The organism is Streptomyces sp. NPDC127068, from assembly GCF_042724695.1.
Taxonomy (GTDB): domain Bacteria; phylum Actinomycetota; class Actinomycetes; order Streptomycetales; family Streptomycetaceae; genus Streptomyces.
On record NZ_JBHXEN010000034.1, the window covers coordinates 35326 to 61547 of the forward strand.

At 70.1% G+C, this 26222-nt stretch carries 14 protein-coding genes; 5 read left to right on the plus strand and 9 right to left on the minus strand.

Features of this window, described 5'->3' with window-relative positions; genetic code table 11:
* Positions 1-41: 41 nt before the first annotated feature.
* Genes ACFWIA_RS21715 through ACFWIA_RS21740 form a run of 6 tightly spaced genes read right to left on the minus strand, consistent with a single transcriptional unit; the run spans position 42 to position 15152 of the window.
* Positions 42-776 (minus strand): thioesterase II family protein, encoded by a 735-nt coding sequence (locus ACFWIA_RS21715; protein ID WP_387007537.1) that lies wholly within the window; start codon positions 774-776, stop codon positions 42-44.
* The gene (locus tag ACFWIA_RS21720) at positions 769-1947 is read right to left on the minus strand and encodes an acyl-CoA dehydrogenase family protein (protein ID WP_387007539.1); all 1179 of its coding nucleotides are present in this window, start codon (positions 1945-1947) and stop codon (positions 769-771) included. Before ACFWIA_RS21720 ends, ACFWIA_RS21715 begins: the two co-directional genes overlap by 8 nt.
* A complete protein-coding gene (locus ACFWIA_RS21725; protein WP_387007541.1) occupies positions 1944-5123 on the minus strand; it encodes an amino acid adenylation domain-containing protein in 3180 nt (1059 codons plus the stop codon). The genes ACFWIA_RS21720 and ACFWIA_RS21725 overlap by 4 nt, the downstream gene beginning before the upstream one ends.
* A 27-nt stretch (positions 5124-5150) precedes the next feature.
* The gene (locus ACFWIA_RS21730) at positions 5151-12647 is read right to left on the minus strand and encodes an amino acid adenylation domain-containing protein (RefSeq protein WP_387007543.1); all 7497 of its coding nucleotides are present in this window, start codon (positions 12645-12647) and stop codon (positions 5151-5153) included.
* Between the two features lie 52 nt (positions 12648-12699).
* A complete protein-coding gene (locus ACFWIA_RS21735) occupies positions 12700-13881 on the minus strand; it encodes an NAD(P)/FAD-dependent oxidoreductase (protein WP_387007545.1) in 1182 nt (393 codons plus the stop codon).
* The gene (locus tag ACFWIA_RS21740; protein WP_387007547.1) at positions 13869-15152 is read right to left on the minus strand and encodes a DegT/DnrJ/EryC1/StrS family aminotransferase; all 1284 of its coding nucleotides are present in this window, start codon (positions 15150-15152) and stop codon (positions 13869-13871) included. The genes ACFWIA_RS21735 and ACFWIA_RS21740 overlap by 13 nt, the downstream gene beginning before the upstream one ends.
* Positions 15153-15638: 486 nt before the next feature.
* Here ACFWIA_RS21740 and ACFWIA_RS21745 point away from each other — a divergent pair, with 486 nt between their 5' ends.
* The 3 genes from ACFWIA_RS21745 to ACFWIA_RS21755 are packed head-to-tail and all read left to right on the plus strand — an operon-like array spanning position 15639 to position 18826.
* A complete protein-coding gene (locus ACFWIA_RS21745; RefSeq protein WP_387007549.1) occupies positions 15639-15872 on the plus strand; it encodes an acyl carrier protein in 234 nt (77 codons plus the stop codon).
* Positions 15869-17551 (plus strand): (2,3-dihydroxybenzoyl)adenylate synthase, encoded by a 1683-nt coding sequence (locus ACFWIA_RS21750; RefSeq protein ID WP_387007550.1) that lies wholly within the window; start codon positions 15869-15871, stop codon positions 17549-17551. The genes ACFWIA_RS21745 and ACFWIA_RS21750 overlap by 4 nt, the downstream gene beginning before the upstream one ends.
* Before the next feature lie 3 nt (positions 17552-17554).
* A complete protein-coding gene (locus ACFWIA_RS21755) occupies positions 17555-18826 on the plus strand; it encodes an amidohydrolase family protein (RefSeq protein WP_387007552.1) in 1272 nt (423 codons plus the stop codon).
* A gap of 157 nt (positions 18827-18983) precedes the next feature.
* Here ACFWIA_RS21755 and ACFWIA_RS21760 read toward each other — a convergent pair whose 3' ends face one another.
* The gene (locus tag ACFWIA_RS21760) at positions 18984-20177 is read right to left on the minus strand and encodes an NAD(P)/FAD-dependent oxidoreductase (protein WP_387007554.1); all 1194 of its coding nucleotides are present in this window, start codon (positions 20175-20177) and stop codon (positions 18984-18986) included.
* Positions 20178-20850: 673 nt separating this feature from the next.
* Here ACFWIA_RS21760 and ACFWIA_RS21765 point away from each other — a divergent pair.
* Both ACFWIA_RS21765 and ACFWIA_RS21770 read left to right on the plus strand, forming a co-directional pair.
* Positions 20851-21882: a phenazine antibiotic biosynthesis protein gene (locus ACFWIA_RS21765; protein WP_387007556.1), complete on the plus strand. Its 1032-nt coding sequence runs from the start codon at positions 20851-20853 to the stop codon at positions 21880-21882.
* 1 nt (position 21883) lies between these two features.
* Positions 21884-23272: an aldehyde dehydrogenase family protein gene (locus ACFWIA_RS21770; RefSeq protein WP_387007558.1), complete on the plus strand. Its 1389-nt coding sequence runs from the start codon at positions 21884-21886 to the stop codon at positions 23270-23272.
* Positions 23273-23345: 73 nt separating this feature from the next.
* On the opposite strand, the gene ACFWIA_RS21775 is transcribed toward ACFWIA_RS21770, so the two are convergent.
* Complete coding sequence (locus tag ACFWIA_RS21775) at positions 23346-24377, minus strand: methyltransferase (RefSeq protein ID WP_387007560.1); 1032 nt, start codon at positions 24375-24377, stop codon at positions 23346-23348.
* A gap of 95 nt (positions 24378-24472) precedes the next feature.
* Positions 24473-26050, minus strand: a complete 1578-nt coding sequence (locus tag ACFWIA_RS21780) for an aminotransferase class III-fold pyridoxal phosphate-dependent enzyme (RefSeq protein WP_387007562.1) — start codon at positions 26048-26050, stop codon at positions 24473-24475.
* Between the last annotated feature and the right edge of the window lie 172 nt (positions 26051-26222).

Below are 26222 nucleotides of genomic sequence, written 5' to 3' on the forward strand. Positions count from 1 at the left end.
CCGGCGCCTGACGCACCGGGCCGATCCCCGCCGCTCTTCGCTCAGCCGCGTGGCCGGCCGGCTCCGGCGGCCCCGGTGCGCGGCCGCAGTCGATCACCGACCGCGGCCACCACCGTCTCCCACGCGTCGTCGACGAAGAAGTGGTCCCCCGGGAAGGCGAGCAACTCGAACCCGCCGGTGGTGTGCTGCCGCCACTCGGAGAGTTCCGCCAGCTCGGCGTCCCGGTCCTCCTCGCCGCCCAGCGCGGTGACGGGGCAGGTCAACGGTGGTCCTTCCGTGAAGGCGTAGGTTTCCGACGCGGTGAAGTCGGCCCGCAGGATCGGCAGCAGCAGCTTGCGGAACCCGGGATCGGTGAGTGCCCGCAAGGTGCGCGAGCGCTCGCTGAGCTTCGCCAGGAACTCCGTGTCCGGCAGGTGGTGCAGTGCCTCCTCGCGCATCGGGAGCTGCGGCGCCCGGTGGCCCGATACCAGCAACCTGACCGGCTGGACGCCGTGTTCCGCCACCAGCATCCGGGCGCTCTCGAAGGCGAGCAGCGCCCCGAGGCTGTGTCCGAACAGGGCGATCGGCCGGTCCACCATGGTCGCCAGCCTGGTCCGGACGTCGTCCAGCAGCGCGTCCCAGCGGTGCTCGGGCCGTTCGCCGATCCGCTCGCCGTGGCCGGGCAACTGCATGGGGCACACCTCCACGCCCTCGCCCAACGGCCGCCGCCACCGGACGTACGTCTGGGCGTTGCCGCCGGCGTAGGAGAAGCAGAGCAGACGCGGCCGGTCAGTCACCCGGGCTCACCCCGATCATGATCGAAGCGATGTTGCGGAGCAGCACGTTGGACGTGCCCTCGTAGATCTTCCCCGCCTTGGCGTCCCGGTAGAACCGCTCCACCGGATAGGCGTCGGTGAACCCGTTCCCGCCCAGGGTCTCCACGGCCACCGAGGCCGCCCGCTCCGCCACCTGAGAGGCGGTGTACTTCGCCATGGCGGTGTAGCGGATCCGCTCGACCGGGTCGGCGTCGCGTTGGAAGAGACCGACCGTCTCGTACAACAGCGCCCTCGCCGCGGCCAGCTGACTGGCCACGTCGGCCAACGGGAACTGGACGCCCTGGTAGTCGGCGATGCGGTTGCCGAACTGCGCGCGGGACCGGCTGTAGCCGACCGCCACGTCCAGCGCCCCCTGGGCGAGGCCGATCATCTGGGCGGCGATGCCGAGCCGTCCCAGGTCCAGTCCGCCCATGGCCACCGTCTGGCCGCCGCCGGGGGGGCCGATGCGCTGGGCGGTACGGACCGGGGTTCCGTCGAAGACCACGTCCGACGTGGCCGCCGCCCTCACCCCCATCTGCTCCACCCGGTTCTCCATGGACACCCCGGGGGCGTCGGCGGGCACCACGAACGCGGTGGGCCCGCCGTCGTCGAGGAGGGCGAAGGTCAGCAGCAGATCGGCGTTGCGCGCATTGCTGGTCCACCGCTTGCGGCCGTGGAGCACGTACCCCCCGTCGCCCTCCCGGGCGACCGTGGTCAGGGCGAACGCGTCACTGCCCGCCTGCTCCTCGGACAGGGCGAAGGCCCCGATCTTCCCGGTCGCCAGCAGCGGGAGGTACTTCCTGCGCTGATCGCCCGTGGCGTGCCGCAGCAGCGTTCCGGCGACGAGCACGTTGTGGACGTGGACCCCGACGGCGATCCCGGGGTCCACCCGGGACACCTCCTCGATGGTGAGGACCAGCTGGCAGAGGGTGCCCCCGGTGCCGCCGTAGCCGCGCGGGATCTCCACCGACATCAGACCCGCCGCGAACAGCTCCTCGCGGAGCGTGGCGTCCAGGCTGGCCGTCTTGTCCATCTTGGCGGAGAGGGGGCCGATCTTCTCCTCGGCGAACTGCCGGACCCGCGCCCGCCACTCCTGGTTCTCGGGACTGTCGTGGCGCTCCGCCGGTGCGGGCCTTTCCGGTGTGGCGCTCACCGTGCCTCCCCTGCCGTCACCGGGCGCACGGCGTCCAGCGCGCCCGCCAGCTCGGCCACCGTGCGGGCGGCCAGCAGTTCGCTCAGTGCGAGGTCGAGCGTGTGTTCGCTGCGCAGCCGGGCGGTCAGTTGCATGGCGCCGATCGAGTGCAGGCCCAGCTCGCCCAGTGTGTCGCCCGCGCCCACCTTCGGCACCTCCAGCACCTCCGACAGCAGCCGGACGAGCAGGTGTTCGGTCTCGGTCCTCGGGGCGATGAACTGACCCGCCGTCACGTCGTCCGGTGCGGGCAGGGCGGCGAGGTCGACCTTGCCGCCGGGGGTGGTGGGAATCCGGTCGATCAGGTACACCGCGACCGGCACCATGTGCTCGGGCAGTCGGGCGCGAACGAAGTCCCGCACCGGTTCGGCGAGTCGGGGTTCGGCAGCGAGCGCCGGGTCCGGTTCCTCGGGGACGACGTAACCGACGATCCGCTGCGCGGCGCCGGTGCCGTGGACGGCCACCGTCGCCGACCCGGTGCCGGGGGCCTCCCGCAGCGCGGCCTCGATCTCGCCCAGTTCGACGCGGAACCCCCGCACCTTGACCTGTGAGTCCGCCCGCCCCAGGAAGCGGTACTCGCCCTGCGAGGTGCCGGTGGCGAGGTCACCCGTGCGGTACAGGGGGACGGGGTCGGAGGGCGAGCCGACCAACGGGTCGACGCCGAAGCGCTGTGCGGTGAGCGGGTCCCGGGCGTGGTACCCGGAGGCGACCGCGTGCCCGGCCACGCACAACTGACCGGTGGCGCCCACCGGGACCGGGCGATCGTGCTCGTCGAGCAGGTACACCCGCTGGTTGGGCAGCGCACGACCGATCGGGATCGGCCGGTCGGTGCGCAGGTCCTCCGGGCGCACCAGGTGGTAGGTGGACACCACGGTGGCCTCGGTCACCCCGTAGAGGTTGTACAACTCGACGTCCCGGTCGCCGAACCGGGCGAACCAGGGCCGCAGGATCGCGGGGTCGAGCCGGTCGCCGCCGAGGAACACCCTGCGCAGCGTCGTGTCGCCGGACAGCTCGGGCACCAGGTGTTCGAACAGCGAGGGCGTCTCGCTGAGCACCGTCACCCGTTCCTCGGCGATCAGGCGGGCCAGGGCGCGCGGATCGCGTCCGGTCTTCCGCGGCACCACGACCAGTTCGGCGCCGTTGCCCAGTGCCCCCCAGATCTCCCACACCGAGTAGTCGAAGGCGAAGGAGTGGGCGAAGGTCCACACGTCCTCCGCGGTGAAGCCGAAGGCTTCACGGCCCGCGGCCAGCAGGCTCTGCACATGGCGGTGGGTGATCGGCACGCCCTTGGGCCGACCGGTCGAGCCGGAGGTGTAGAGCAGGTAGGCCGCCGCGTCGGGGTCGGTGGCCGCCGGCGGTTCGCCGGCGGCCGGCTGCCCGGCCACGTCCGCGAGGGTGACCACGGCCGCGTCACCGGAGGCGAGCCATCCGTCCGGCACGCCGTCGGTGAGCACCAGTTCCGCGGCGGAGTCGGCGAGGATGTCGGCCAGCCTGCTCGGCGGGTAGTCCGGGTCCAGGGGGACGTAGGCGGCACCCGCCTTGAACACGCCGACCATGGCCGCGACCAGATCGACGGTGCGGGGCAGGCTCAGACCCACGCGGGTCACGCCAGGACAGCGCTCGACCAACGCGGCGGCGATGCGGTCGGAGTACTCGTCCAGCTCCCGGTAGGTGAGTGTCTGCTTCTCGCAGCGCACGGCGACCGCGTCGGGACGAGCGGTCGCGTGCCGCCGGAAGGTCGCGTGCAGGCAGGCGTCCGCCGGCTGGACGAGCGGGGTGACCTCGGGCCGCGGGGTGCTCAGGAAGGACAGCTCCCCCAGGGTCACCTCCGGACGCTCGATGATCTGCGTCAGCACCGAGACGACCTCGTCGGCGAAGCGCTTCGCGACGTCGTCGGCGACCCTCCTGCGGTCGTAGACGACCCGCAGCGGCATGTCGTCGCCCGGCATGATCACCATGGTGATCGGGAAGTGGGGCCTGCCGTCGTAGGCCAGCCCGGTCATCTCCGCTCCGACGTCCGCGAGGTCGAAGTCCGGCATCGGCACGTTCTCGTAGGAGACGCTGCTCTGGAGGATCGGCACCGCGGTGTCCAGACCGAGCAACGACTGCATCTCGGGCAAGGGCACGGCGCTGTGCTGGCTCGCCTCGACGACGTGCTTGCCGAACTCCCGCAGCCAGGACCGCAGCACCATCGCGGGGTCCAGCTTCCGCCGCAGCGGTAGCGTGGCGATCATCGGTCCCAGGATGTCCGTGGAGCCGACCAGGTCGGGGGGCCGGTGCGCCATGGTGATCCCGCAGGCGAGGTCGGTGCGACCGAGGAAGCGGCCCAGCACGATGAACCAGGCGCCCTGGGCCAGTGTGGCGAGGGTCAGCTGTTCCGCCCGGGCCAGGGTGGTCAGCCGGGGAGCCAGCTCGGTCAGCAGCTGCTCGAAGTGGGCGTGGGTGGACTCCCCCGCGGGCACCTCGATCCCGCCCAGGTGCACCTGTTCGACCGGCCGGTAGTCCGCCAGTTCCCTGCGCCAGAACTCCCGTGCCGCCGTGCTGTCCCGGTCGCGCCACCAGGACAGGTAGTCGCGGTACGGCCGCCCCGGGGAGGTGGTGGGCTGCCCGCCCCGGCAGAGCAGCCGGTAGTGGTCGATGAAGTCCTGGATGGCCAGCGTGAACGACCAGCCGTCCATCAACAGGTGCGAGAACCGCCAGGAGAACGTCCACCGTTCGGCACCGCGCCGGATCAACGTGCTGCGCATCAACGGCACGTCGGCCAGATCGAATCCGGCCGCCCGCTCCGCGTCGAGGGACGCCTCCAGCCGGTCCTCCTGCGTCCGGTCGTCGAGTGCGCGCCAGTCCAGCGTCTCCAGGGGGAGTCGGGCCGTGCCGTGGACGACCTGCATCACGGTGCCGTTCTTCCGCCAGTGGAAGGAACTGCGCAGGATCGGATGCCGGTCGACCACCAGTTGCCAGGCCCGCTCGAAGTGCTCGGGGTGCATCGTCCCGGAGAACTCCAGCCGCAGCTGTTCCACGTAGATGCCCAGGCCGGGCTGGGCGAGCTGCTCGTAGAGCAGGCCCTGTTGGATCGGGGAGAGTTCGTAGATGTCCGCGATATCGCGGACAGGTCGCTTGCTCGCGCCGTCGTCAGTCATCGCTGTCCCGTCCGCCTTCGTCACACGTCACCGCAGTTCATTGAGGAATTCGTCGAGTTCGTCTTCGGACAGACCGGCCAGGGGGAAGTCGGACGGTTCGTAGGAGCCCTCCCCCGCTCCGCGGCAGTGCGCGGCGATCTCCTCCAGCACTGCGTCGAACGCGACGGTCAGGCGGTCCCGTTCGGCCTCGGTCAGGGCGCCGTCCAGCTGCCAGCGGAGGCGCAGGGCCCCGTCCACCACGGCCGTGCTCAGCTGTCCGACCGTCCGGTCGTGCCATCCGGCGACTCCGGCCACTCCGGCGAAGTCCGCGGGAACCGTGATCGCGCCGTCGACGCGGTCCCAGGTCACCGGTTCCCGCACGGCGAGGGTCGTCCCGCGGACCGGGTGCGGTTCCGAGGCCCGGAGCTGGGCCTTCACCGCGGGCAGGAACCGGCTCGGCGCGGTGCCGGCCGCCACCGGCTCCACCGTCCGCAGTTCGGTCACCCGGCCCACCAGACGGCCGGCGGGTTCCTCGCTGCCGGCCAGGTCGGCCCGCAGCGAACGCTCCACCAGCAGCTGCGGCGGTTCGGGCAGCACCCGGCCCAGCGCGGCGGAGGCAGCCGCCGCCAGTACCTCGGTCGGGTCCAGGTGGTAGCTGGCTGCCGCGGCGGAGAGCAGGTCCGCGGTGCGCGCGGCAGTCAGCTCGATCGTGTGCTGTCGGGGCAGTTCCGGCGGAGTGCCGGGGGCCTCGGCGAGCCCGGCCGGATGCACCGGGTCCCGGCGCAGGCCCCGGTTCCACGCCGGCAGCGAACCCGCGCCCGCGCTCCACACCACCGACTGGCCGGCGGCCAGCCGCTGGTAGGCCTGGACCAGTTCCCGGCAGAAGAGGATCACGGAGGCGTCGTCGATCAGCCCCTGGGCCACCGTGCAGGCCAGCACGCTGCCCTGCTCGCCCAGCCGGAACACCGCGAGCTTGACCGTCGGCCCGGCCCCGATGTCGAGTTCCTCGGTCATCTCGCCGAGCATCTGCGGCACCGCGTCGGCCCGCACCTCCTCGGGCAGGGCGCTGAGGTCGATCTCCGGCACCTCGGGCGTCTCGGGGTCCCCGGCCCGTTCGGGCTGCACCGCGACGGCGTGCCCGTCCTCGGCCCGCACCCGGGTGTGCAGGGCCGGATGGCGGTGGAGCAGTGCGCCCAGCGCCCGTCCGGCCAGTACCGGGTCGAAGGCGTCCGGCACCTCCAGCACCACCGAGCCCACCTGGGCGCTCGCCAGTGCCTGGTGCGGGGTGAGCGCCACGGCCGGGCCCGCGCTCTCGATGCCCGTCTCGACGGGTACGGCCCGCGCCAGTTGGAGGAACGTCGTGCTCTCGAACAGGTCCTGCGGGTTGATCGCGATGCCCTCGGCGTTCGCCCGGCCGACGAACTGGACGCCCATGATGGAGTCGCCGCCCAGCTCGAAGAAGTTGTCCCGCGCCCCGGGCTGGTCCACCCCGAGCAGATCGGCCGCCAGGGTCAGCAGCGTGCGCAGCGCCCCGGTGTGTTCCGCCCCTTCCGCGCCTTCCCTCCCTTCCGCTGTTTCGCCGCTGCCCGCGCGCTGCGGATCGGGCAGGGCCGAGCGGTCGACCTTCCCGTTGCTGCTCAGCGGCATCTCGTCGATGAGCACGAAGTCGGACGGGATCATGTAGGACGGCAGCGACAGGGCGAGGTGGGCCCGCAACCGGTCGGCGAAGTCCGGTTCGTCCCGGTCGTCCGAGGCGGTCGGCACGACGTGCGCGACCAGCCGCTGCTGGGTACGGGGCCCGAGCGCGGACACCACGGCGTTGACGACCTGCGGGTGCTGGGCGAGCCCGTGCTCGATCTCCCCCAGCTCGATCCGGTAACCGCCGACCTTGACCTGGAAGTCGTCGCGGCCGAGGAACTCGATGGTGCCGTCGGGCAGGTACCGACCGAGGTCACCGGTGCGGTACAGCCGCTCCCCCGTCTCCGGGTGCACCAGGAACGACTCGGCGGTGCGCTGCTCGTCGTGCCAGTAGCCCTCGGCCAGGCCCGCCCCGGCGATGTGGAGGTGCCCCGGCACCCACACCGGTGCGTGCCGCATGCGGTCGTTGAGGACGTGGAAGCGCTGATTGCGCAGGGGGCGCCCGTAGGGGATGGACGGCCAGTCAGGGGAGACCGCACCGATCGGGTGGGCGATCGACCACACCGCGGCTTCGGTGGCGCCGCCGAGGCTGATCACTTCGATCGAGGGCACCACCGTGCGCAACCGGTCCGGCAGGGACAGCGGGATCCAGTCCCCGCTCAGCAGCGCCAGCCGCAACGAGGAGACGGGAGTCGGGTCGCCCGCCGCCTCGACGTGCTCCACCAGCATCTGCATCAGGGCGGGCACCGAGTTCCACAGGGTGACCCCGTGCTGCTGGCACAGCTCGGCCCAGCGGGCCGGGTTGCGGCGGTCCGCGGCGTCCGGAAGCACGATGGCCCCGCCGGCCGCGAGCATCCCGAACACGTCGAACACCGAGAGGTCGAAGTTGAGCGCGGACAGCCCCAGGACGCGGTCGCCGGGCTGGACGCCGAACCGTTCCTCGATGTCCACCAGGGTGTTCAGCGCGGCCTGGTGGCTGACCGCCACGCCCTTGGGCGTTCCGGTGGAGCCGGAGGTGTAGATGACGTAGGCGGTGTCCTCCGGCCGGGCCGGACAGATCCACTGCGCCGCGTCGACCGGGGACCCCTCGGCGTCCTCGGACACCGGCAGCACCTGCGGCGCGTTCGGCCAGTGCGCGGCCGTCCCCGGTTCGGCCAGCACGCAGCCGATGCCCGCCTGTTCGACCAGCCAGCGACGGCGGGCTTCCGGCAGGTCGGGGTCCAGCGGCACGTAGGTGCAGCCCGCCGCGGAGGCTCCCAGGGCCGCCACGATCTGGCGCCACCCCTTGGCCAAGCCGATGCCGACCACGCTCCCCGGGCCGAATCCGGCCGCGGTCAGCGTCCCGGCCAACGCCACGGCGCGCCCGGTGAGTTCGGCGAAGTCGAGGACGCGGTCCTCGGCGATCACCGCCGGCTCGGTGGAACGGGCCCGGGCCAGCACCCGGGCGGGCAGCACGTCGCTCGGCAGTTCGCCGTCCGTGTCGTTGGCCGCGGCCCTGGGCGCGAGCTGCGCGGGCGGCAGGTCGAGCACCGGGGCCCGGTGCCAGCCGTCGGTCTCGGCCAGGCCCACCACGAAGTCCTGGTAGGCCTGGAACATCTCGGCCATCAGCCCTTCGGGGAACAAGCCGTCGACGGCGTGCCAGGCCAGCTCCAGATTGCCCCCGAACTCCAGCAGGAAGTGGTCGATCGTCACCTGCGGCGTCTGCGAGATGAAGTAGTTCTGCTCGCCGAGCCAGTCCACGGGGGACGGTGCGGGCTTGCCGTCGACATCGCTGCCGAGTGCGCTGGTGAACACGACCGGCATGACGTCGCCGGCGCCCCCGCGCGCCCTGGCCCGTTCGCGCAGGATGCGCACGCCGCTGACGTAGCGGTGCTCGAAGTCGTCCCAGCTCTGCCGTTGCAGCTCGCGGACCAGCTCGGCGAAGTCGACCGCCGACACCGCGTCCACTTCCAGCAGGTCGAAGGAGGCGAACTCGCCCACCAGGTCGTCGACTTCCTCGTGCACCGGCAACCGGTTCACCGCGGTGAAGTTCAGGGTGAACCGCTGGCTCTTGCTCCAGGTGCCGATGGTGACGGCGAACGCGGCGAGCATGGCACTGGACGCGGTGACGCCGAACTCGCCCGCCTTGGCCTTGATCCTGCCCCACACCTCGGCGTCCAGCCGGGCGTGCCGGCGCACGAACGCCAGCCGTTCACCGTTGCCGGTGGCCGGCACCGTGGGCAGTTCGGGTGCGGAGGGTAGCTCACGGACCCGCTTGCGCCAGTACTCCAATGCGCGTGCGTAACGCGGGGTCTGTCGCAGTTCCTCCTCCGCGAGCACGTAGTCGCGGAAGGACAGGGTCAGCGGCGAGGGGTCCAGTTCGGGCTCGTGGTAGAACTCCCGCCACTCGGGCAGGAGCTGGTAGAAGAACGAGGACACGTCGGCGACCAGCAGGTCGAAGCTGATGTGCACGCGGACGAGGTGGTCCGGGAGCAGGCTGACCCTGACCTCCCACAGCGGCCAGACGTCCGCGCGACGCACTTCGGTGCCCATCCGGTCGCGGATCGCGGCGAGTTCCCGTTCGGCCTCCTCGGCCTGCGCGCCGCGCAGGTCGAGCACCTCGAAGCGGTAGGGCGTGGTGTCCGGCAGGACGCGCTGCCGGCCGTCGGGGAGGACGACCATGCGCAGCATGTCGTGTCGCTGCACCACCCGCTGCCAGGCGGCTTCCAGCCGGCCGACCTCGATGGTGCGGCTGTCGAACTCGAAGTACAGGTGCGGGGCGACACCGCCCATGTCGAAGCTGGAGAGCCGGCCGATCCACTGCGCCTGCTGCATCTCGGTGAGCGGGAACGGTTCGAAGCGTTGCTCCGGTCGCGGCACGACGGCGGCCAACCGGTCGTCGACCTCGGTCGCGCCGGCCTCGCGCAGCTGCTCGGCGAGTCCGCTGATGGTGGGCGTGGCCAGCAGCTTGCTCAACGGCACCGTGACCCCGGCCGTGGCCTGGAGCCGGTTGAGGACCTGGGTGGCCAGCAGCGAGTGACCACCGAGTTCGAAGAAGTTGTCCCGGGTCCCGATCGGCGCGATGCCGAACAGTTCCTCCCAGACCCCGGCGATGGTGTGCTCCAGCTCGTCCGCCGGCTCCACGTAGCTGGTCACCAGGGTGCCGGGCCGGGCCGCCCTGGTGGGCTGCTCCGTCTCGGGCTCCTCGTGCTCGGCGATCTGCCCGCCGATGTCCGCCACGGAGGACGTGCTCGTGCCGCGCGGCTCGATCCAGTACCGATCGCGCTGGAACGGGTATCCGGGCAGTTCCACCCGGTTGCGGCGGCCCTCGTGCAGGGCGCGCCAGTCCACGGCGCCGCCGAACAGCCAGATGTCACCGACGGCGGTGCGCAGCACCTGTCCGTCCTCGGCGGACTCGTCCGGCCTGCGCATGGTGGTGACGGCGGCCGACCGGGGGCGGCCGTCCTCCGCGCCGGCCCGGGCCAGGGTGCTCAGCGTGTTGCCGGGCCCCACCTCCACGAGCACGGCGGGTTGGTCGCCGACCGCGGTGCGCACCGCGTCGGCGAAGAGCACGGGGCGGCGCATGTGCGTGCCCCAGTAGCGCGGGTCCGTGGCCAACTCGGTGGTGAGGGGTTCCCCGGTGACGCAGGAGACGAACGGCCGGCCGGGGGCGACGAGCACGGACTCGGCCACGGCGCGGGTGAACGGCTCCACCACGGGGTCCATCATCGCGGAGTGGAAGGCGTGCGAGGTGTGCAGCGGGCGGACGGTGATCTCCCGGGCGGCGAGCCGTTCGGAGAGCTGGGCCACCGCCTCGTGTGGCCCGGACGCCACGCACAGCGAGGGCGCGTTGACGGCCGCGATGGACACCCCGGGCGGCAGCAGCCGCTCGACGTCCGCAGCGGCGGCGGCGACCGAAACCATGGCTCCCGTCGGCTGGTCCTGCATGAGCTTGCCCCGCAGGGCGACCAGGCGCGTGGCGTCCGCCAGGGACAGCACCCCGGACAGGCAGGCCGCGGTGAACTCACCGATGCTGTGCCCCACCATGACGTCCGGTTCGACGCCCCAGGACAGCAGCAGCTGGGCCAGCGCGTACTCGGTGGCGAACAGGGCCGGCTGGGCGAGCGTGGTGTGGGTCAGTCCGTCCTCGGCGGGGTCGCTCGGGTAGAGCACGGTGCGCAGGTCGATGCCGAGGGGCTCGTCCAGCAGGCGGGCGCATTCGTCCATCGCCTCGGCGAACACCGGCTCGCTCTCGTAGAGGCCCCGGCTCATCCCGGGGTACTGGGCGCCCTGCCCGGGGAAGAGGAACACCACCTTCGCCGGGGCGAGGCCCGCGTCCGCGCCGCGTACCCGGCCGGGCTCCGCCCCGGACAGCAGTGCTGCCGCCTCGGCGGTGTCGGCGGCCAGTACCGCCTTGCGGTAGCGCATCGCCCCGCGACCGGTCTGGAGGGTGTGCGCGACATCGGTCAGCGGGCGCTGCGGCAGTTCGGCGAGCCGCTGGGCGACCGCCCCGCTGAGTGCGTCCAGCGCGGCCGGGGTCTTCGCCGAGAGGACCACCAGCTGCGGTCGGTCGGAGGGTGCCGTGGGAGCCGGTTCCGGCGCTTGCTCCAGCACCACGTGCGCATTGGTGCCGCCGATGCCGAACGAGCTCACCCCGATGCGACGGGGGAACGCTCCGTTCGGCCACTCGCGCAGTTCCGTGTTGACGAAGAACGGAGTGGACGGGAAGTCGATGCGCGGGTTGGGCTGCTGGAAGTGCAGGCTGGGCACCAGGGTCCGGTGCTGGAGCTGGAGCACGGCCTTGATGAAGCTGGCGATGCCCGCCGCCGACTCCAGGTGGCCGATGTTCGACTTGACCGAGCCGACGGCGCAGAACTGCGTGTCGGCGGTCTGCCTGCCGAACGCCCGGGTGAGCGCCGTGATCTCGATGGGGTCACCGACACGGGTCCCCGTGCCGTGCGCCTCGACCGCGGTGATCGAGCGGGCGGGCACCCCGCTGTCGGCGATCGCTTCGGCGACCACCGCTTCCTGTCCGCGCACGCTCGGCGCGGTGTACCCCACCTTGTCCGCGCCGTCGTTGTTCACCGCGGAGCCCTTGAGCACGGCGAGCACCCGGTCGCCGTCGCGCTGGGCGTCGGTCAGCCGCTTGAGCACCACCACGCCGACCCCGTTGCCGAAGACCGTGCCCGCGCCGTCGGCGTCGAAGGGGCGGCAGTGCCCGTCCGGCGAGTAGATCAGGCCCTGTTCGTAGCGGTATCCGACGCGGTGCGGCACCCGGACGCAGACGCCGCCGGCGAGGGCGAGCTCACAGGTGCCGGAGCGCAGTGCCGCGGCGGCCTGGTGCACCGCCACCAGCGAGGTGGAGCACGCCGTCTGCACGTTCACCGCGGGTCCGGTGAGCCCGAGCTTGTAGGCGGTCCGGCTGGCCAGGTAGTCCTTGTCGTTGTGGATCTGCAACTCGAACATCGTCGAGTCGAGCACGATCCGATGGCCGCCGAGCAGGTTGGACATCAGGTACGCGGGCATGTTGCCGCCGGCGAACACCCCGGCGGTACCGGACCGGGCGGGGTCGATCCCGGCGTGTTCCATCGCGTGCCAGGCGCTCTCCAGGAAGAGCCGCTGCTGCGGGTCGAGCAGCGCCGCCTCCCGTGCCGTGAAGCCGAAGAACCTGGCGTCGAAGAGTGCGATCCCTTCGAGCGTCGGCGCGACCGGTACGTAGTCGGGTCCGCTGATGAGGTCCTGGCTGAGCCCCTCGGCCCGCAGTTCATCCTCGGTCAGGCGTTCGATCGACTCCACGCCGGAGCGCAGGTTGTGCCAGTAGGCGTCGAGGTCAGGGGCGCCGGGGAACCGGCCCGCCATCCCGACGACGGCGATGTCGACGACAGCGCCGTCGTATTGAGCACCCGAGACGGGGACTGCGGATGTCACCGGAGAATCTCCTTTGCAGACGAAGCATCGACCACGGGTCCGTACGCATCAGCTAGGGGTGGGTCGGGTCGGGCAGCATGAGGCGTTCGACGCGGTAGTCGGTTGCGCCGTCCACGCACAGGTCGGCGCAGACCTTGCCCAGCAGCGGCACGAACTTGAACCCCCACCCACCGGTGGCGATCACCACGTTGTCCCCGCCGTCGAACAGTCCCTCGGCCGTGCCGAGGAAGAACTGCCGTTCGGGGTCGGCGGGCAGGACGGCCAGACAGGTCTCGCGGGCCAGCGGTCGCGCGTCCACCAGGGGCAGGTGCCGGTCGACCCAGTCGCACACCCGGGACACGTGGCGCGGGTCCGGGCTGCCGGTCGCCCGTTCGGGATCGTCCAGCGGGTTCACCTCGAACACGGGACCGACCCGGACCACGTCGGTGTCCTGCCACGCGTTGGGCGGGAAGCCGTAGAACAGGTTGGTGTCCTCTTCGGTGGGTTCCTGGAAGACGAACCAGAACGGGTACCGGGCCCGGGGGTCCCGTTGCCGCAGGGTCACCAGCGCCATCTCGAAGACGTTGAGGTCCAGTCGGGCGCCCAGGGGTTCCAGCAGCCGGTTCACGTAGGGGCCGTTGGCCAGTACCACCTTGCCCGCCCGGCACCAGCCGCGGGTGGTGCGCAGCCGCACGCCCTCGCCGTCGGGCACCAGTTCCTGCACGGACTCGCCCGCCCGCAGCACGACCCCCGCCGATTCGCTCAGCCGGAGCAGGCCGTCCACCGTGGCCCGCACGTCGACCGCTCCGCCGTCGGGCTGCACGAACCCCTCGAAGTGGCGGGGTAGGTCGGCGAAGCCGTAACGCCGCTCGATGTCGGCGGCGGTGAGCCATTCGTAGGGGATGGACAGCTTGTCCATGGTCCGGGCGGTCGCCGAGATCTTGCCCTCGTTGGTGGCCACGTCGATGTCGCCGAACCACAGGCTGCCGAAGGCGTGCAGCAGTTGGTGCCCGCTGGCCCGTTCGAGTTCCCGCCACAGGGGCAGGGCTTCCCCGGTCAACTGGCACAGGTCCGGCTCGGTGTACTGCAACCGCCAGTGCCGTTCCGCCCCGCTGGTGCCGCACTGTTCGTTGCCGAAGGCGAACTGCTCGAAGACCGCCACGCGTGCGCCGCGGCGAGCGGCGTGCCACGCCGAGGCGAGACCGACCGGGCCTCCGCCGACCACAACGATGTCGTAGTGCTCTACTTCGGACACTGCGGGTTTCCCTCCACCTTGTGCGCCGTTCCCGACGTGATCGGTACGTTTCGGACCTCCTGACGGAGGACGGTGTCCAACCTGGACACCACTTGGTCGACCTGCCGGTCGGTCATTCCCGGATGGCACGGCAGGTTGACCTGTTGCTCGAACCACATGCGCTCGGCCACCGGGCACTCACCGGCGTCGTGGTCCCTGGCCCGCCATTCGGGGAGCAGGTGCAGGGGGAAGTACCGCAACTGCATCTGCACGCCGAGTGCGTCGAGCCGGGACACCAGCCGGTCCCGCAGGATGCCGCTGGCCGGGTCGACGAAGAACGTGTACAGGTGGTAGCCGTGCCGGACCGGGTCGGGGCCCTCCTGCATCCGGACGCCGGGGAACTGTTTGAGCACCTCGGTGTAGGTGGCGGCGATCTCGGTCCGCCGCCTCACCAGTTCGTCCAGTTTGGCCAGTTGCACGATGCCCACCGCCGCGTTCGGCTCCGCGAGCGTGGCGTTCGTGCCGCCGTAGCGGATCGCGGCGCAGCCGTGGGTGAAGGCGAAGCCGGGATGCATCATCCACGGGTGCGCGCTGGTGCGCTCCCCGATGGCGCGCACCTTCTCGTGGTAGACCGCATCGGCCTCGTTGGACCGGATGCGGTCCACCCGGTCGGCCAGCGTCCGATCGAACAGCGTGATCATCCCGCCCTCACCGAGGGTGGTGATGTTCTTGCTGGAGTGGAAGCTGAAGCAGCCGATGTCGGCCAGCGTGCCGGGTTTGCGGCCCCGGTACTCGGAGCCGAGCGCGTGCGCGCAGTCCTCGATGACCGTGATGCCGTGCCGACGCGCGATCGCCATGATGGGGTCCATCTCGCACGGCAACCCGCCGTAGTGCACCAGGATCAGCGCCTTGGTGCGACTGGTGATCAACGATTCGAACTGCTCGGGTCCGATGTTCAGCGAGACCGGGTCTACATCACAGAAGCGCACCTTTACCGGGTAGTTCAACAGCGGCTGTGCGCTGGCCTTGTAGGTCTGCGGGGTGACGATGACCTCGTCCCCGACGTCCAGGTCGAGCAGGCGTATCGCGATCTCCAGGGCGACGGTCCCGCTCGTCACCGAAAGCGCGTACGGCACGGAGAGGTATTCACGGAAACACCGCTCGAACTCCTCCCGACATCGCCCCCCCGACAGGTTCTCACCAGAGTTGACCAACTGGGCTAGCACTCCGATTTCCTGCTCTCCGAGCACGGACCCGAGTTGCGGGTAAGGAATTGCGTACGACTGTTCCACCGCCCACCTCCAAGACCCCCAACTGCCTGAACACCGTGTCACCCGAGGGGTCGGGCATCGGTGCGTCTATCTGAGACGACACCGTCCTGAGAATCAGGAAGAATCTTTCACGGCTACCACCGCACGCCGCAGGCTTGCGATATTTGTCCGGCATAACCCAAGAATCTCAAATCCCGCCACCATCGGGAATACACCGGTTGATCTAATGCCGTTCTACGACCTCACCACATCGCACCTGAGTTGGGGGTGGATGACGATCAGGATTCACCGAGTTCGATGGAACAGGTGTGCAGGTGGGCTCACTGAACTGCCGGTTTTGCCTGAGGCTCGAACGGCTACGGACCGCCTACGACCGACGTACTAGGCCATTGTCACGCCAGCAGGTGTCGATTAGCCTCGGCCTGCGCCGCCGCAACGCCGTTCCGCAAGAATGCGGAAACGTCGCCACCCCGGATCTTCACCGTCTGACAACAAGGGGACGTCACCGTGTCCGTGGACATACTGAAAAAGCTGTTGCTGGATATCGGGATCGCGGGGGAAAAGCTGGACGAGATCCAACCGTTTACCCGAATCCGAGCCGATCTCGGCCTCAGCTCGATCGAAACCACCGACTTGGAGATCCAGTTGCGCGAACGATTCGACGTCACGATCAACCTGTGGGACCAGGTCGACTACACGATCGAACAGCTGGCGGGCGGCATCCGGGAGACGCCCCGATGAGCCCGCTCGACGCCCGGCCGCTGGATCCGGACGTACCCACGATCGACCGGCAACGGGCCGAGGGCTATCTGCGCTCCGGGCTGTGGCGCGAGGAGCGGATCGCCGATCTGCTGCGGGCCGCACGGCTGCGTTCCCCCGATCGCCGTGCTGTGGTCAGTGGGACGACGACGCTGTCGCACGGCGAGCTGCACCGGGCGGTCACCGTGGCCGGACGACGTCTGGAAGGACTCGGCGTACGCGCCGGCGACCGGGTGGTGGTGCAACTGCCCAACTGCACGGAGTTCCTGGTCCTGACCCTGGCACTGATCGACATCGGGGCTCCCCCGGTCCTGGTGCTGCCCGGGTTCGGCGAGTACGAACTCAGTCATGTGGTGCGCACCGCCCGACCGGTCGCCCTCGCCGTGCGCACGGACACCAGGTCGGCGCTCACCACGGAGTCGACTCGACGCCTGCGGAAGGAGCACGCGTCCCTGAGGCACGTCCTCGCCCTCGGTGACGGCACGGCCGGGGACGTCGACCTCGCCGCGCTGTGCGACCCGGGCGCACCCTGGGACGAGCAGGGTGCGGCGGCCACCACCGCGGCACACCGGAGCGACGGTCGTGCTGGGGACGCCGCCGTGTTCCTGCTGTCCGGCGGCACCACCGGGCCGCCGAAGGTGATTCCCCGGGGCAATGCGGGTTACGCCTACATGATCAGGGCGGCCACGGAGATCGCCGAGGTCACCGAGGACTCCGTCTGTCTGGCCGTGATGCCCGCCGCACACGGCTTCGTGCTGAACTGCCCCGGGGTGCTGGGCACCCTGGCCGCGGGCGGCACGGTGGTGCTGGGCGACCCCACCGATCCCCGGCAGGCGTTCGACCTGATCGAGCGGGAACGCGTGACGCACTGCGCACTCGTGCCGACCGTGGCGATGCAGTGGCTGACCGCCGCGGCTGAGACGACCGCCGACCTGAGCAGCCTGCGGGTGATCCAGGTCGGCGGCGCCCGCCCCGTTCCCGAACTGGCAAGCCGGATCCGCTCCGTGCTGGGCGCCACGCTCCAACAGTGTTACGGCATGAGCGAGGGCCTGCTCTGCTACACGCGACTCACCGACGACGAGACGGTCATCGTCCACACCCAGGGGCGCCCCACCTCCCCGATGGACGAGGTGCTGATCGTGGACGAACAAGGCCGTCAGGTCCCGGACGGCACCACCGGGGAACTCCTCACCAGGGGGCCGTACACCGTCGCGGGCTACTACCGGGACCCGGCCGCCACGGCGAAGGCGTTCACCCCGGACGGCTTCTACCGCACGGGCGATCTGGCGACCAGGACACCCGAGGGCGACCTCGTCGTCAACGGCCGGGTGCGCGACATCATCAACCGCGGCGGCGAGAAGATCCCGGCGGAGGACCTGGAGCTGATGGTCGCGCGGCACCCCGCCGTGCGGGCTTCCGCTGCCGTCGGCGCACCGCACGAGCTGTACGGAGAGGTCGTCCACCTGTACGTCGTGCCGGAAACGGGACAGGAACCCACCCTGTTGGAGCTGCGCCGGTTCCTGCGCGCACTCGGGTTGGCCTTCTTCAAGCTGCCCGAACAGATGGAGGTCGTGGCGCAGTTGCCCACCACGGCCATCGGCAAGATCGACAAGAAGGCACTGCGCGCGAGCATCGCGCGACGCCAGGCTGCGGAGGCATAGGGCGTGAGGCATCGCATCGACGCGGACCTGATCATCCCCGGGTCGGGAACACCCACCGTCAACGGCACCGTGGTGCACGCCGACGGCCGCATCCAGTTCGCGGGACCGACGGCCCAGCTGAGCGAGGACGACCGGTCGTTGGAGCCGACGCGGGTCACCGCCCTGCTGCCGGGCCTCTGGGACTGCCACGTGCACTTCGCCGGCATCCGCGGTCGGGTGAACACCGAGGAACTGATGCTCACGCCCGAGGCGCTGGCGGTCGCCCGCAGCGTCAAGGACGCCGAGGCGGCCCTGCGCGCAGGGTTCACCAGCCTGCGGGACATGGGCGGCCACGGCTGCGTGCTCGCGGAAGCCGTCCGGGAAGGCACCCTGGTCGGCCCGAACATCTACAGTGCGAACCAGGTCATCGGGCAGACGGGTGGGCACACCGATGCGCATCGCCTGCCCTACCGCTGGGTGACCGACCCGTGCCGGTCCGGCGGGACGCTCCGCATCGCCGACGGTGTGGACGAGTGCGTCCGAGCCGTGCGCCTCCAGCTCAGGGCGGGGGCCGAGGTGATCAAGATCTGCACCTCGGGCGGCGTGCTGAGCGAGGTGGACAACCCGCACCACCAGCAGTACCGCAGCGAGGAGTTGCACGCGATCGTCACCGAGGCCGCACGGGCGGACCGGGTCGTCGCGGCGCACTGCCACGGACGGGCCGGGATCCTGGCCGCGATCGAGGCCGGGTGCCACACCATCGAGCACGGCACCGAACTCGACGAGGAGTGTGCCGGCCTGTTGGCCGAGCGGGGCATGATGCTGGTGCCCACGCGCACCATCTACGAGGCGCTGCGGCACAACGTCGCCGCCCTGCCGCCCAGTTGGCGGGACCGTTTCGCGCTCATGGCCGAGCGGCACCTCAGGGCGATCCAGCTCGCGCACCGGGCCGGGGTCTCCATCGCGCTGGGTACGGACCTGGGTACGAGCGACCGGAACGGACCGCTCTCCTGGGGCAAGCACGCCAGTGAGTTCGCCCATCTGATCACTGCGGGACTGAGCCCGCTGGAGGCGATCGAGGCGGCCACGGCCCACGGCCCCGACACGCTCGGGCCCCGCGCCCCGCGGTCCGGTCGGTTGGCCGTCGGTTACGACGCCGACCTCCTGGCGGTGGACACGGACCCCCTGACCGACGTCACGTTGCTGGCCGACCAGGACCGCATCACCCATGTGTGGAAGTCCGGGGAACTCGTCCACCGGCGCAGTGCCGACGACGCCGTCGACCGGACTGGGTGAGCGCACGGCCGCCCGACCGTCGCGCCACGGGGTCCCGCGGGCACGGAATCCGGGCGGCGCGGGCCACCACGACCTGAAGAAACCGTCCGCGACCGTGCGGACGGTTTCTTCGGGTCGGCGCCGGCCCGACGTTCCCGAAGGGCCGGTTCGCCGAACCTCAGCTGCTCCGGTCCCAATCGGCGATGAACTGCGACATCGACAGCACCCCCGAGTTCACCTGGGCGAAGGCGTCCATGGCCGGCTGGTTCCCCTCGATGTTCTCCAAGAGTTTCTGCAACTCCGGGGGAAGGGGTTCCAGTGTGGAGACCTGCATCGTGAAATCGTAGACCGGTTGCGCATGCTGATCACGGGCCGACTGGTAATCGGCCATCGCCACGTCGAACGGCTGCCGCCCGGACAGGGCGTCGTCCAGGCCACTGGCGCAGAGCTCAGCGGAAACGAACGCATCACTGATTCCCTGGGCGGTGAAGAAGTCCTTGCAGTAGCCGGCGTCACCGACCAGCGCCCAGCCGGGCCCGTAGGGCTTGCGGAAGTAGTTCGGGAGGGCGGCACCGACCACCCGTGCCTCACGCTTGGCCCCACGAATGCGCTCGGCCCACGCCGGCGCCAACTCGAAGTTCTTGAGGTAATTGCCTTCGAGGTCCTTCTTCACCTCGTTGAACTCCGCGAACGGCCAGCAGCCACCGACCAGGGTCAGACCGTCGTGCGTCGGCCACGCCCCGAACCCGCGGTAGGGGCGGGAGTGCGCCCTGAAGACGCCGTCCATGTCCAGCCCGCTGTAGTAACTGTAGTAGCCGCACATCAGTTTGGGGTTCTCGTTGTACTGCGGGGCAGCCACCGCCCGCGCCACCAGCGAGTGCAGTCCGTCCGCGCCCACCACCACCCGCGCCCGCTCGGTCACCACCGGACCGTCCTGCTCCCGCCCGCGCACCCCCACCACCCGGCCGTCGTCGTCGAAGACGACCTCAGAGATCGTGAAGCCCTCCCGGACCTCCACGCCCGCCTCGACCGCCGCGTCCACCAACAGCTTGTCCAGCACGATCCGACGCGGTCCGTACGCCACCGGTTCGGCCACGGTGCCGGGACCGCCCGTGAGCACGACGGAACCGAAGTCCAAGGCGTACGTGTGGATGGGCGGACACCCCGTCGACACGAGTCTGTCCAGCAGGCCCCACCTGCGCAGTGCCGCGACGCCCGGCGGGTGCACCAGATGCGTCGACAGCGTGTCACTGGGGAAGGTCGCCCGGTCCACGACCAGGACCCGGTACCCCTTCCTCGCCAACAACATCGCGGTCGGTGACCCCGCGCACCGCGCTCCCACGACGATCACGTCGTAACCGGTTCCGCTCATGCTTCGCTCCTGCCCGCTGTCCTGTGGTGGTTCTTCGGATGGGTGCTGCTCGACCCAGCGCCGGCCTCGGGGCCTCCCACGGACGCCCGCCCGGGCCGACCGCTGCGATCCGAGGGCCCGTGTCGGTCGGGACGCGTCGTTCTCCCGCGGTCGAGGCGGACGGGGGGCGGTGGCCGCGCAGTTGCTCGCCACGCTCACCGTCCGCACGGTGAAGTCGAGCCGAGAAGCGCCGGGACATCCGATGGCGACATTCCGCTGGCCGCGCTCATTTCCTGCCGCGGCCCGATCGATGGTGAGCATGCGAACGCCTGGTCCCCATCGCTCCTGCTTTTCTCTCTCAGCGGAGAGGCAGCACACAGCAGACTACGCACACCGCCATGACTACGGCAACGAGACTAAATCCACGGTTGTAAAACCAGGCGTTCCATCGGATGACGACCTGGGGCTAGCGGCCGAAGTATCCAGCCTTGTACCTTCGGAAGGGACTGCGGAGGCAACACAGAGACTTTCACATCTGGCCGCCCGAGTGTGAAACACATTCACCATCCGCGTCTACTCAGCCGACCATTGAAAGAGAATGCCGAGGAGCAAGGCAATGACCTCACGTGCCGCATCCGCACTCGACAATTCGTGGGATAGCCCGCCGGAGGCGCAGGACCTCATTCAGGAAGCAATGGCCTGGCATTTCGACCCGAAGACCGGTTCCCCGTTCTGGCAGGAGCTGGGGAAGAAACTGGCCTTCGACCCGCGCAAGGACGTGCGGACCGTGGAAGACCTTTCCCTGTTCCCCAACGTCGTTGACGAGCTGCGCAACGTCCGGATAGAAGACCTGGTGCCCAGGGGCTACGGCAGCATCGACGCACTGCCCACGCCTCCGGTGGTGGGCGAGAGCGGCGGAACGACCGGCTCGCCCAAGCGGGTGTTCGTCCTGCCCGACGTCCGCGAGCAGTCCTGGGCCTGGTACCACCACCGTTTGGTCGAGCACGGCATCGCCACGGGTGACAACTGGCTCGGCGTCATGCCGGCCGGACCGCACATGGCCGGCATCCTCGCCCAGGACACCGCCGTACGGTTCCGGAGCGTCTTCTTCACCCTCGACCTGGACCCCCGTTGGGCGAAACTCGTCACCGCCCGCGGCGCCGTCGGCGAGCTCAAGGAGTACGTCAACCACCTGGTCAACCAGATCGAATGGATCCTCCAGAGCCAGGACATCCGCGTGATGGTCATCACGCCGCCGCTCATCGAGGCGGTCTGCCAACGCGAACACCTGGTGGACCTGATCAACGCGAAGGTCAACACGATCATCTACGGCGGCACGTCGATGGACGAGGACACGCGCCATCTGTTGCGGACCGAGGTCTTCCCGCAGGTCAACTTCGTCAGCATCTTCGGCAGCACGATGATCTTCTGTGCGATGCCGGAACGGCCCGGGGCACCGGCCGGCGAGTCCCCCGTCTTCGACCCGCCGTCCCCGTTCTCCATGTTCTCGGTGGTCGATCCCGCCACCGGGCAGAACGTGGCCTACGGGGAACGGGGTCAAGTGGTCACGCACCACATCACACGGAACCTGTTCCTGCCCAACAACCTCGACCGGGACACCGGCATCCGTCATCCGCACCGACTCGGTTACCCGGGCGACGCGGTGTCGGAGATCAAGCCGGTCCAGGAGTTCGGCGACGCCGCCGTGATCGAAGGGGTCTACTGACGTGCGGAGCCCGTCCACCGCACCGGCACAGCTCCACGCCCTCGGCATCGGAGGGCCGTACCAGAGCCGCAACCGCGAAATCGTCCGGGCCGTCACCTCCGAACCGGTGGCCGAACTGAGCCTCGTGCCCTGGTTGTTCGCCCAGCGGAACATCCGGGCGCTGCGCCGGGCCACCCCACCGGATCCGGCGCGCCGCAACAAGCTCCTGACCAGGGCGGGTTGGCTCTTCGCCAGCGGCTCGGTAGACGGGGTCTCCCCCGATGCGTACCACCGGACCGTGGCCGAGGTGTCCGGCATCCCCATCTCCGTCGTACGGCACTTGGCCCAGGAGGTCGGCGCCTACGCGGCGACCGCGTGCGAGAGCGTGCGCCAAGCCCGCCCGCTCGGGGCGGCGGACAGTTGGCGCGACGAGCGCACCAAGCTCGGCGCCGGGGTGTGGACCCGCCGCGGTGAGGTCCTGATGGTGCACGCGCCGGCCAACTCCCCCGCCGTGCACACCGCGTGGCTGGACGCGCTGGCCCTCGGCTACCGGGTGGCGATCCGACCGTCCGGGCGGGAGCCCTTCACCGCCCACCGGCTGGTCGCCGCACTGCGGCAGGTGGGCTACGACAACGACCAGGTCGTCCTGCTGCCCACGGACCACCCGACGGCCGACCGGCTCGTCGCCGAAGCGGACGTCGCCATCGCGTTCGGCGCCGACGAGGTGGCCCGGAAGTACGCGGCCAGCACCCTCGTCATGCCGTTCGGGCCCGGCAGGTCGAAGATCCTGCTCACGTCCGGGGTGGACGTCGTACGGCACCTGGACACCATCACGGAGTCCATCGCCAGTCACGCCGGCACCGGCTGCGTGAACGCCACCGCGGTGTTCGTGGAGGGCGATCCCGCACCGGTCGCCCAGGCGATCGCCACCCGGTTGGGCGGGCTCCCCTCGCTGCCGCCGGGTGACGAGCGCGCCAGGCTGCCGGTCCGCCAGGCCGCCGTCGCACGCACCGTGGACGCGTACCTGTGGGCCAAGGCGGGGAACGCACGTCCGTTGTTGGGTGCGGACACCGTCGTCCACGAACTCGGTGACGGTTCGGCGGTGTTGCGCCCGGCGGTGTTCCTGCTCGACCGCCAGGACGCCCCGCAGGCCCGCATCGAGATGGGGTTCCCCTGCGTGTGGGTCCTGCCGTGGCGACGCGAGGGCGACTGGATGGCGCCGTTGCGCGACACCCTGTCGCTCACGGTCTTCACCGACGACGGCGAGCTCATCGAGTCGCTGGTCACCGAGCCGACGATCAACAAGATCCACGTCGGCGACCATCCGACCACCTGGACGCGCCCCGGCCTTCCCCACGAGGGATACCTCGGCGAGTTCCTCATGCAGACCAAAGCGGTCGTCGTCGGCTGACCGCGCCCCCGACACATGCGGGTCCGACCGGCGAACCGCCGGTCGGACCCGGTGGACTGCACCACCTCGCCGACTACTCGGGCACGGTCGCCTCGATCATGTGCAGGGACGAGTCCACCGGGCGCACCCCGTGCACGGTCAGGCCGGCCCGCTCCGCGATCTTCAGCAACCCGGCTCGGGTGTGCTTCTGACCGCCGATGACGAGCAGCATCCGCAGGTCCATCGCGGAGGCGAGCTGCTGCCCGGGGCCGTCGGCGTCGACGAAGTTGTCCACGATGACCATCCGGGCTCCCGGCCGCGCCGCCTTCACCGCATTGCGCAGGATCAGGACCGACCGGTCCTCGTCCACCCCCAGGATGTTCTTGAACAGGTAGAGGTCCGCCTGCACGGGAACCTCCTGGAGGCAGTCGCCGGGCACCAACTGCACGCGGTGGGCCAGCTCACCGCCGGGGTGCACCCGGGCGTCGGCGTGCGCCACCACGTCGGGCAGGTCGAGGAGGAACCCCCGGAGCTCCGGGTGCCGTTCCAACACCGTGGCGAGGACGAGCCCCTGCCCCCCACCGACGTCGGCGATCGTGTCGACACCGGACAGCGGGAGCAGGTCGGCGAGGACGGCCGCGGACAGCTTGGTCTGCTGGGTCATGGCGCGGTCGAAGGTCTTCGCGGACTCCGGCCACTGTGTGTGCAAGTGCTCGTAGAACTTCCGGCCGTGCTCCTGGGTGAACACTTCGTTTCCGGTCCGGACCGACTCGTCGAGACGGCCCCAGAGCGACCAGAGCCACGGCTCGGTGCACCACAGCACGAGGTGCTTGAGGCTGTGCGGGGAGTCCTCGCGCAGGGCCAGCGACATCTCCGTGTGGACGAACGCCCCTTCGCCGTCCTCCGCGAACACGCCGTAGGACGTCAGCGCTCGCAGCAACCGTCGCAGGGCCGCCGGATCCGCGCCGACCGCGGTCGCGAGTTCCTCGGCCGTCGCGGGCGCGTCGCCGAGGGCCTCGGGCAAGCCCAGGGTGACGGCCGCGCGCACGGCAGCCGCACGTGCAGCGCTGAGCGCGTGCTCCAGCAAGCCCGACGCCAGGGACTCGGCCGACTTCGCACTGCTCATGACGGACACCTCTCTCTGCCAATCCAACCATCTTTGGTCATCTGCCGGTTCAGCGCTGTGCCCGTCGACCCGTGCGACGGGCGCCCCGTTCGTCGTCAGGGCGTGAGGCGGTGTGCGTCCTGGTTCCGCAGGATCGTGCAGGCGTCCCGTAGCGCGGACTCCGTCCGTGCGATGTCCTCGTCCGTCAGGAAGATGGACGGTTCGAATCGGACGGAGTTCCCTGCGGGCCCGATCGGCAGGACGCGTATCCGGTGCTCGCGCAGGATGTACGCCGCGATCAGGTACCCGAGCATCCCTGAGCGGGCCTTTTCCTGCATGAGTTCCGACGACACGTTCGAGTGGTCCCGGAACTCCAGGGCGAGCATGAGGCCGATGCCTTCCACGGTGTCCACGACATCCGGGAAATCGGACTTGACCGAGTTGAGCATGCCCTTCAGTCGGTTGCCGCGCTCGGCAGCCACCTGGTACGCCCGGCCGTCATCGGCCTCCAGCATCTCCAGCACCTTCAGGGCGATGGCTCCGGAGAACCCGTCCTTCGCGAAGGTGGAGCTGTGCATCACCTCGAACTCCGGGCGGAAGCGGTCCTGCCGGAAGAGCGCCACGGAGTTCTTGGCGACCCCGCCGCCGATGCTCTTGGCCAGTGCGTAGTAGTCGCCCTGCAACCCCATGTGGGAGCTGGCCAGGAAGGCACCCGTGCGCCCCATGCCGCTGTGGATCTCATCGATGACCAGGGGGCAACCGACCGCGTCGCACAGCGCCCTGATCTCGCGGGCAGCCGCTTCCGTCACCGGTCGCATGCCGTTCGCTCCCTGGACCGGCTCGACGAAGAAGGCTCCGATCACGGGGAAGTCCCGCTCCACCACCTGCACCACGCCGTCGCTCACCACGACGTCCAACAGGCTCTCGCGGAGGTCCTCGATCGCCTTCGCCATGGTTTCCGGCTGATCGGCCCGGAGGAAGCGGGTCGAGGAGGCCAGCGAGGTGAACGGCGTCCGCCAACTCGGGTTCTGGGTCAGCTGCACGCTGGCGACCAGTTTGCCGTGGAAGGCGTTCTCCAGCGCCAGGTGCACGGGCTTCTTCGTCGCCAGATGCGCATTCCGGCGCTCGATCTCGGAGACCAGCGATTCGAGTGCGTCGCTGCCGTCAGGAACTCCACCGACCGGCACGTACGGGTTCTCGGCCACGGTGGCCCGCCCTGCACTGACCTCCGCTCGCGCATCCTCGATGTGCGCGGCGACGTCATCGGTGAGCTTCGACACCCGGGCCTGCCGCTCCAGCTCCGCATGCTTCAGGCAGATCTCGATGGCCTCGGCGCCACTGTTGGCGAAGATCGCCGAGTAGTGACGGTCGTCGTTCGTCTCGCGTCGCAGGATGCCGTTGAGCACCGCCGCTACGTCGTTGGCATGGGGTTGCCGGGACAACTGGACGAACACCGGGACCTGCTGGTCCAGAACGGACTTCGCATGCTCTCTGATGTCCCGGTTGTTATGGCCGAAGATCAAGGAGCCGAAGCCGCACACGTAGTCGAGAACGGCAACTTCCTGACCCTCTTCGTCCACGAAGTACAGCGTGTTCTCTGCTGCTCGCGTGTACGCGATGTCCAGCCCCACGCTGCGCAGCCAACCGTTCAACAGACGGTCTGCAAAGATGTGCTCGTCGGTCGGGTTTCCCATGCCGTGCCTCTATTCCTTGAGGAATCCTGCTCCAGGTGCGCAACCACTCATTCATTTCACGTGATTCTCGACGCTACAGGCGGGCATCCGCACCGGCAACGGGTTTAGATCTCCAGGTTTAGCCGGACTCGAACTTTCGTTTATGTTCCTCATTGTCAACCCCACTGCCAGG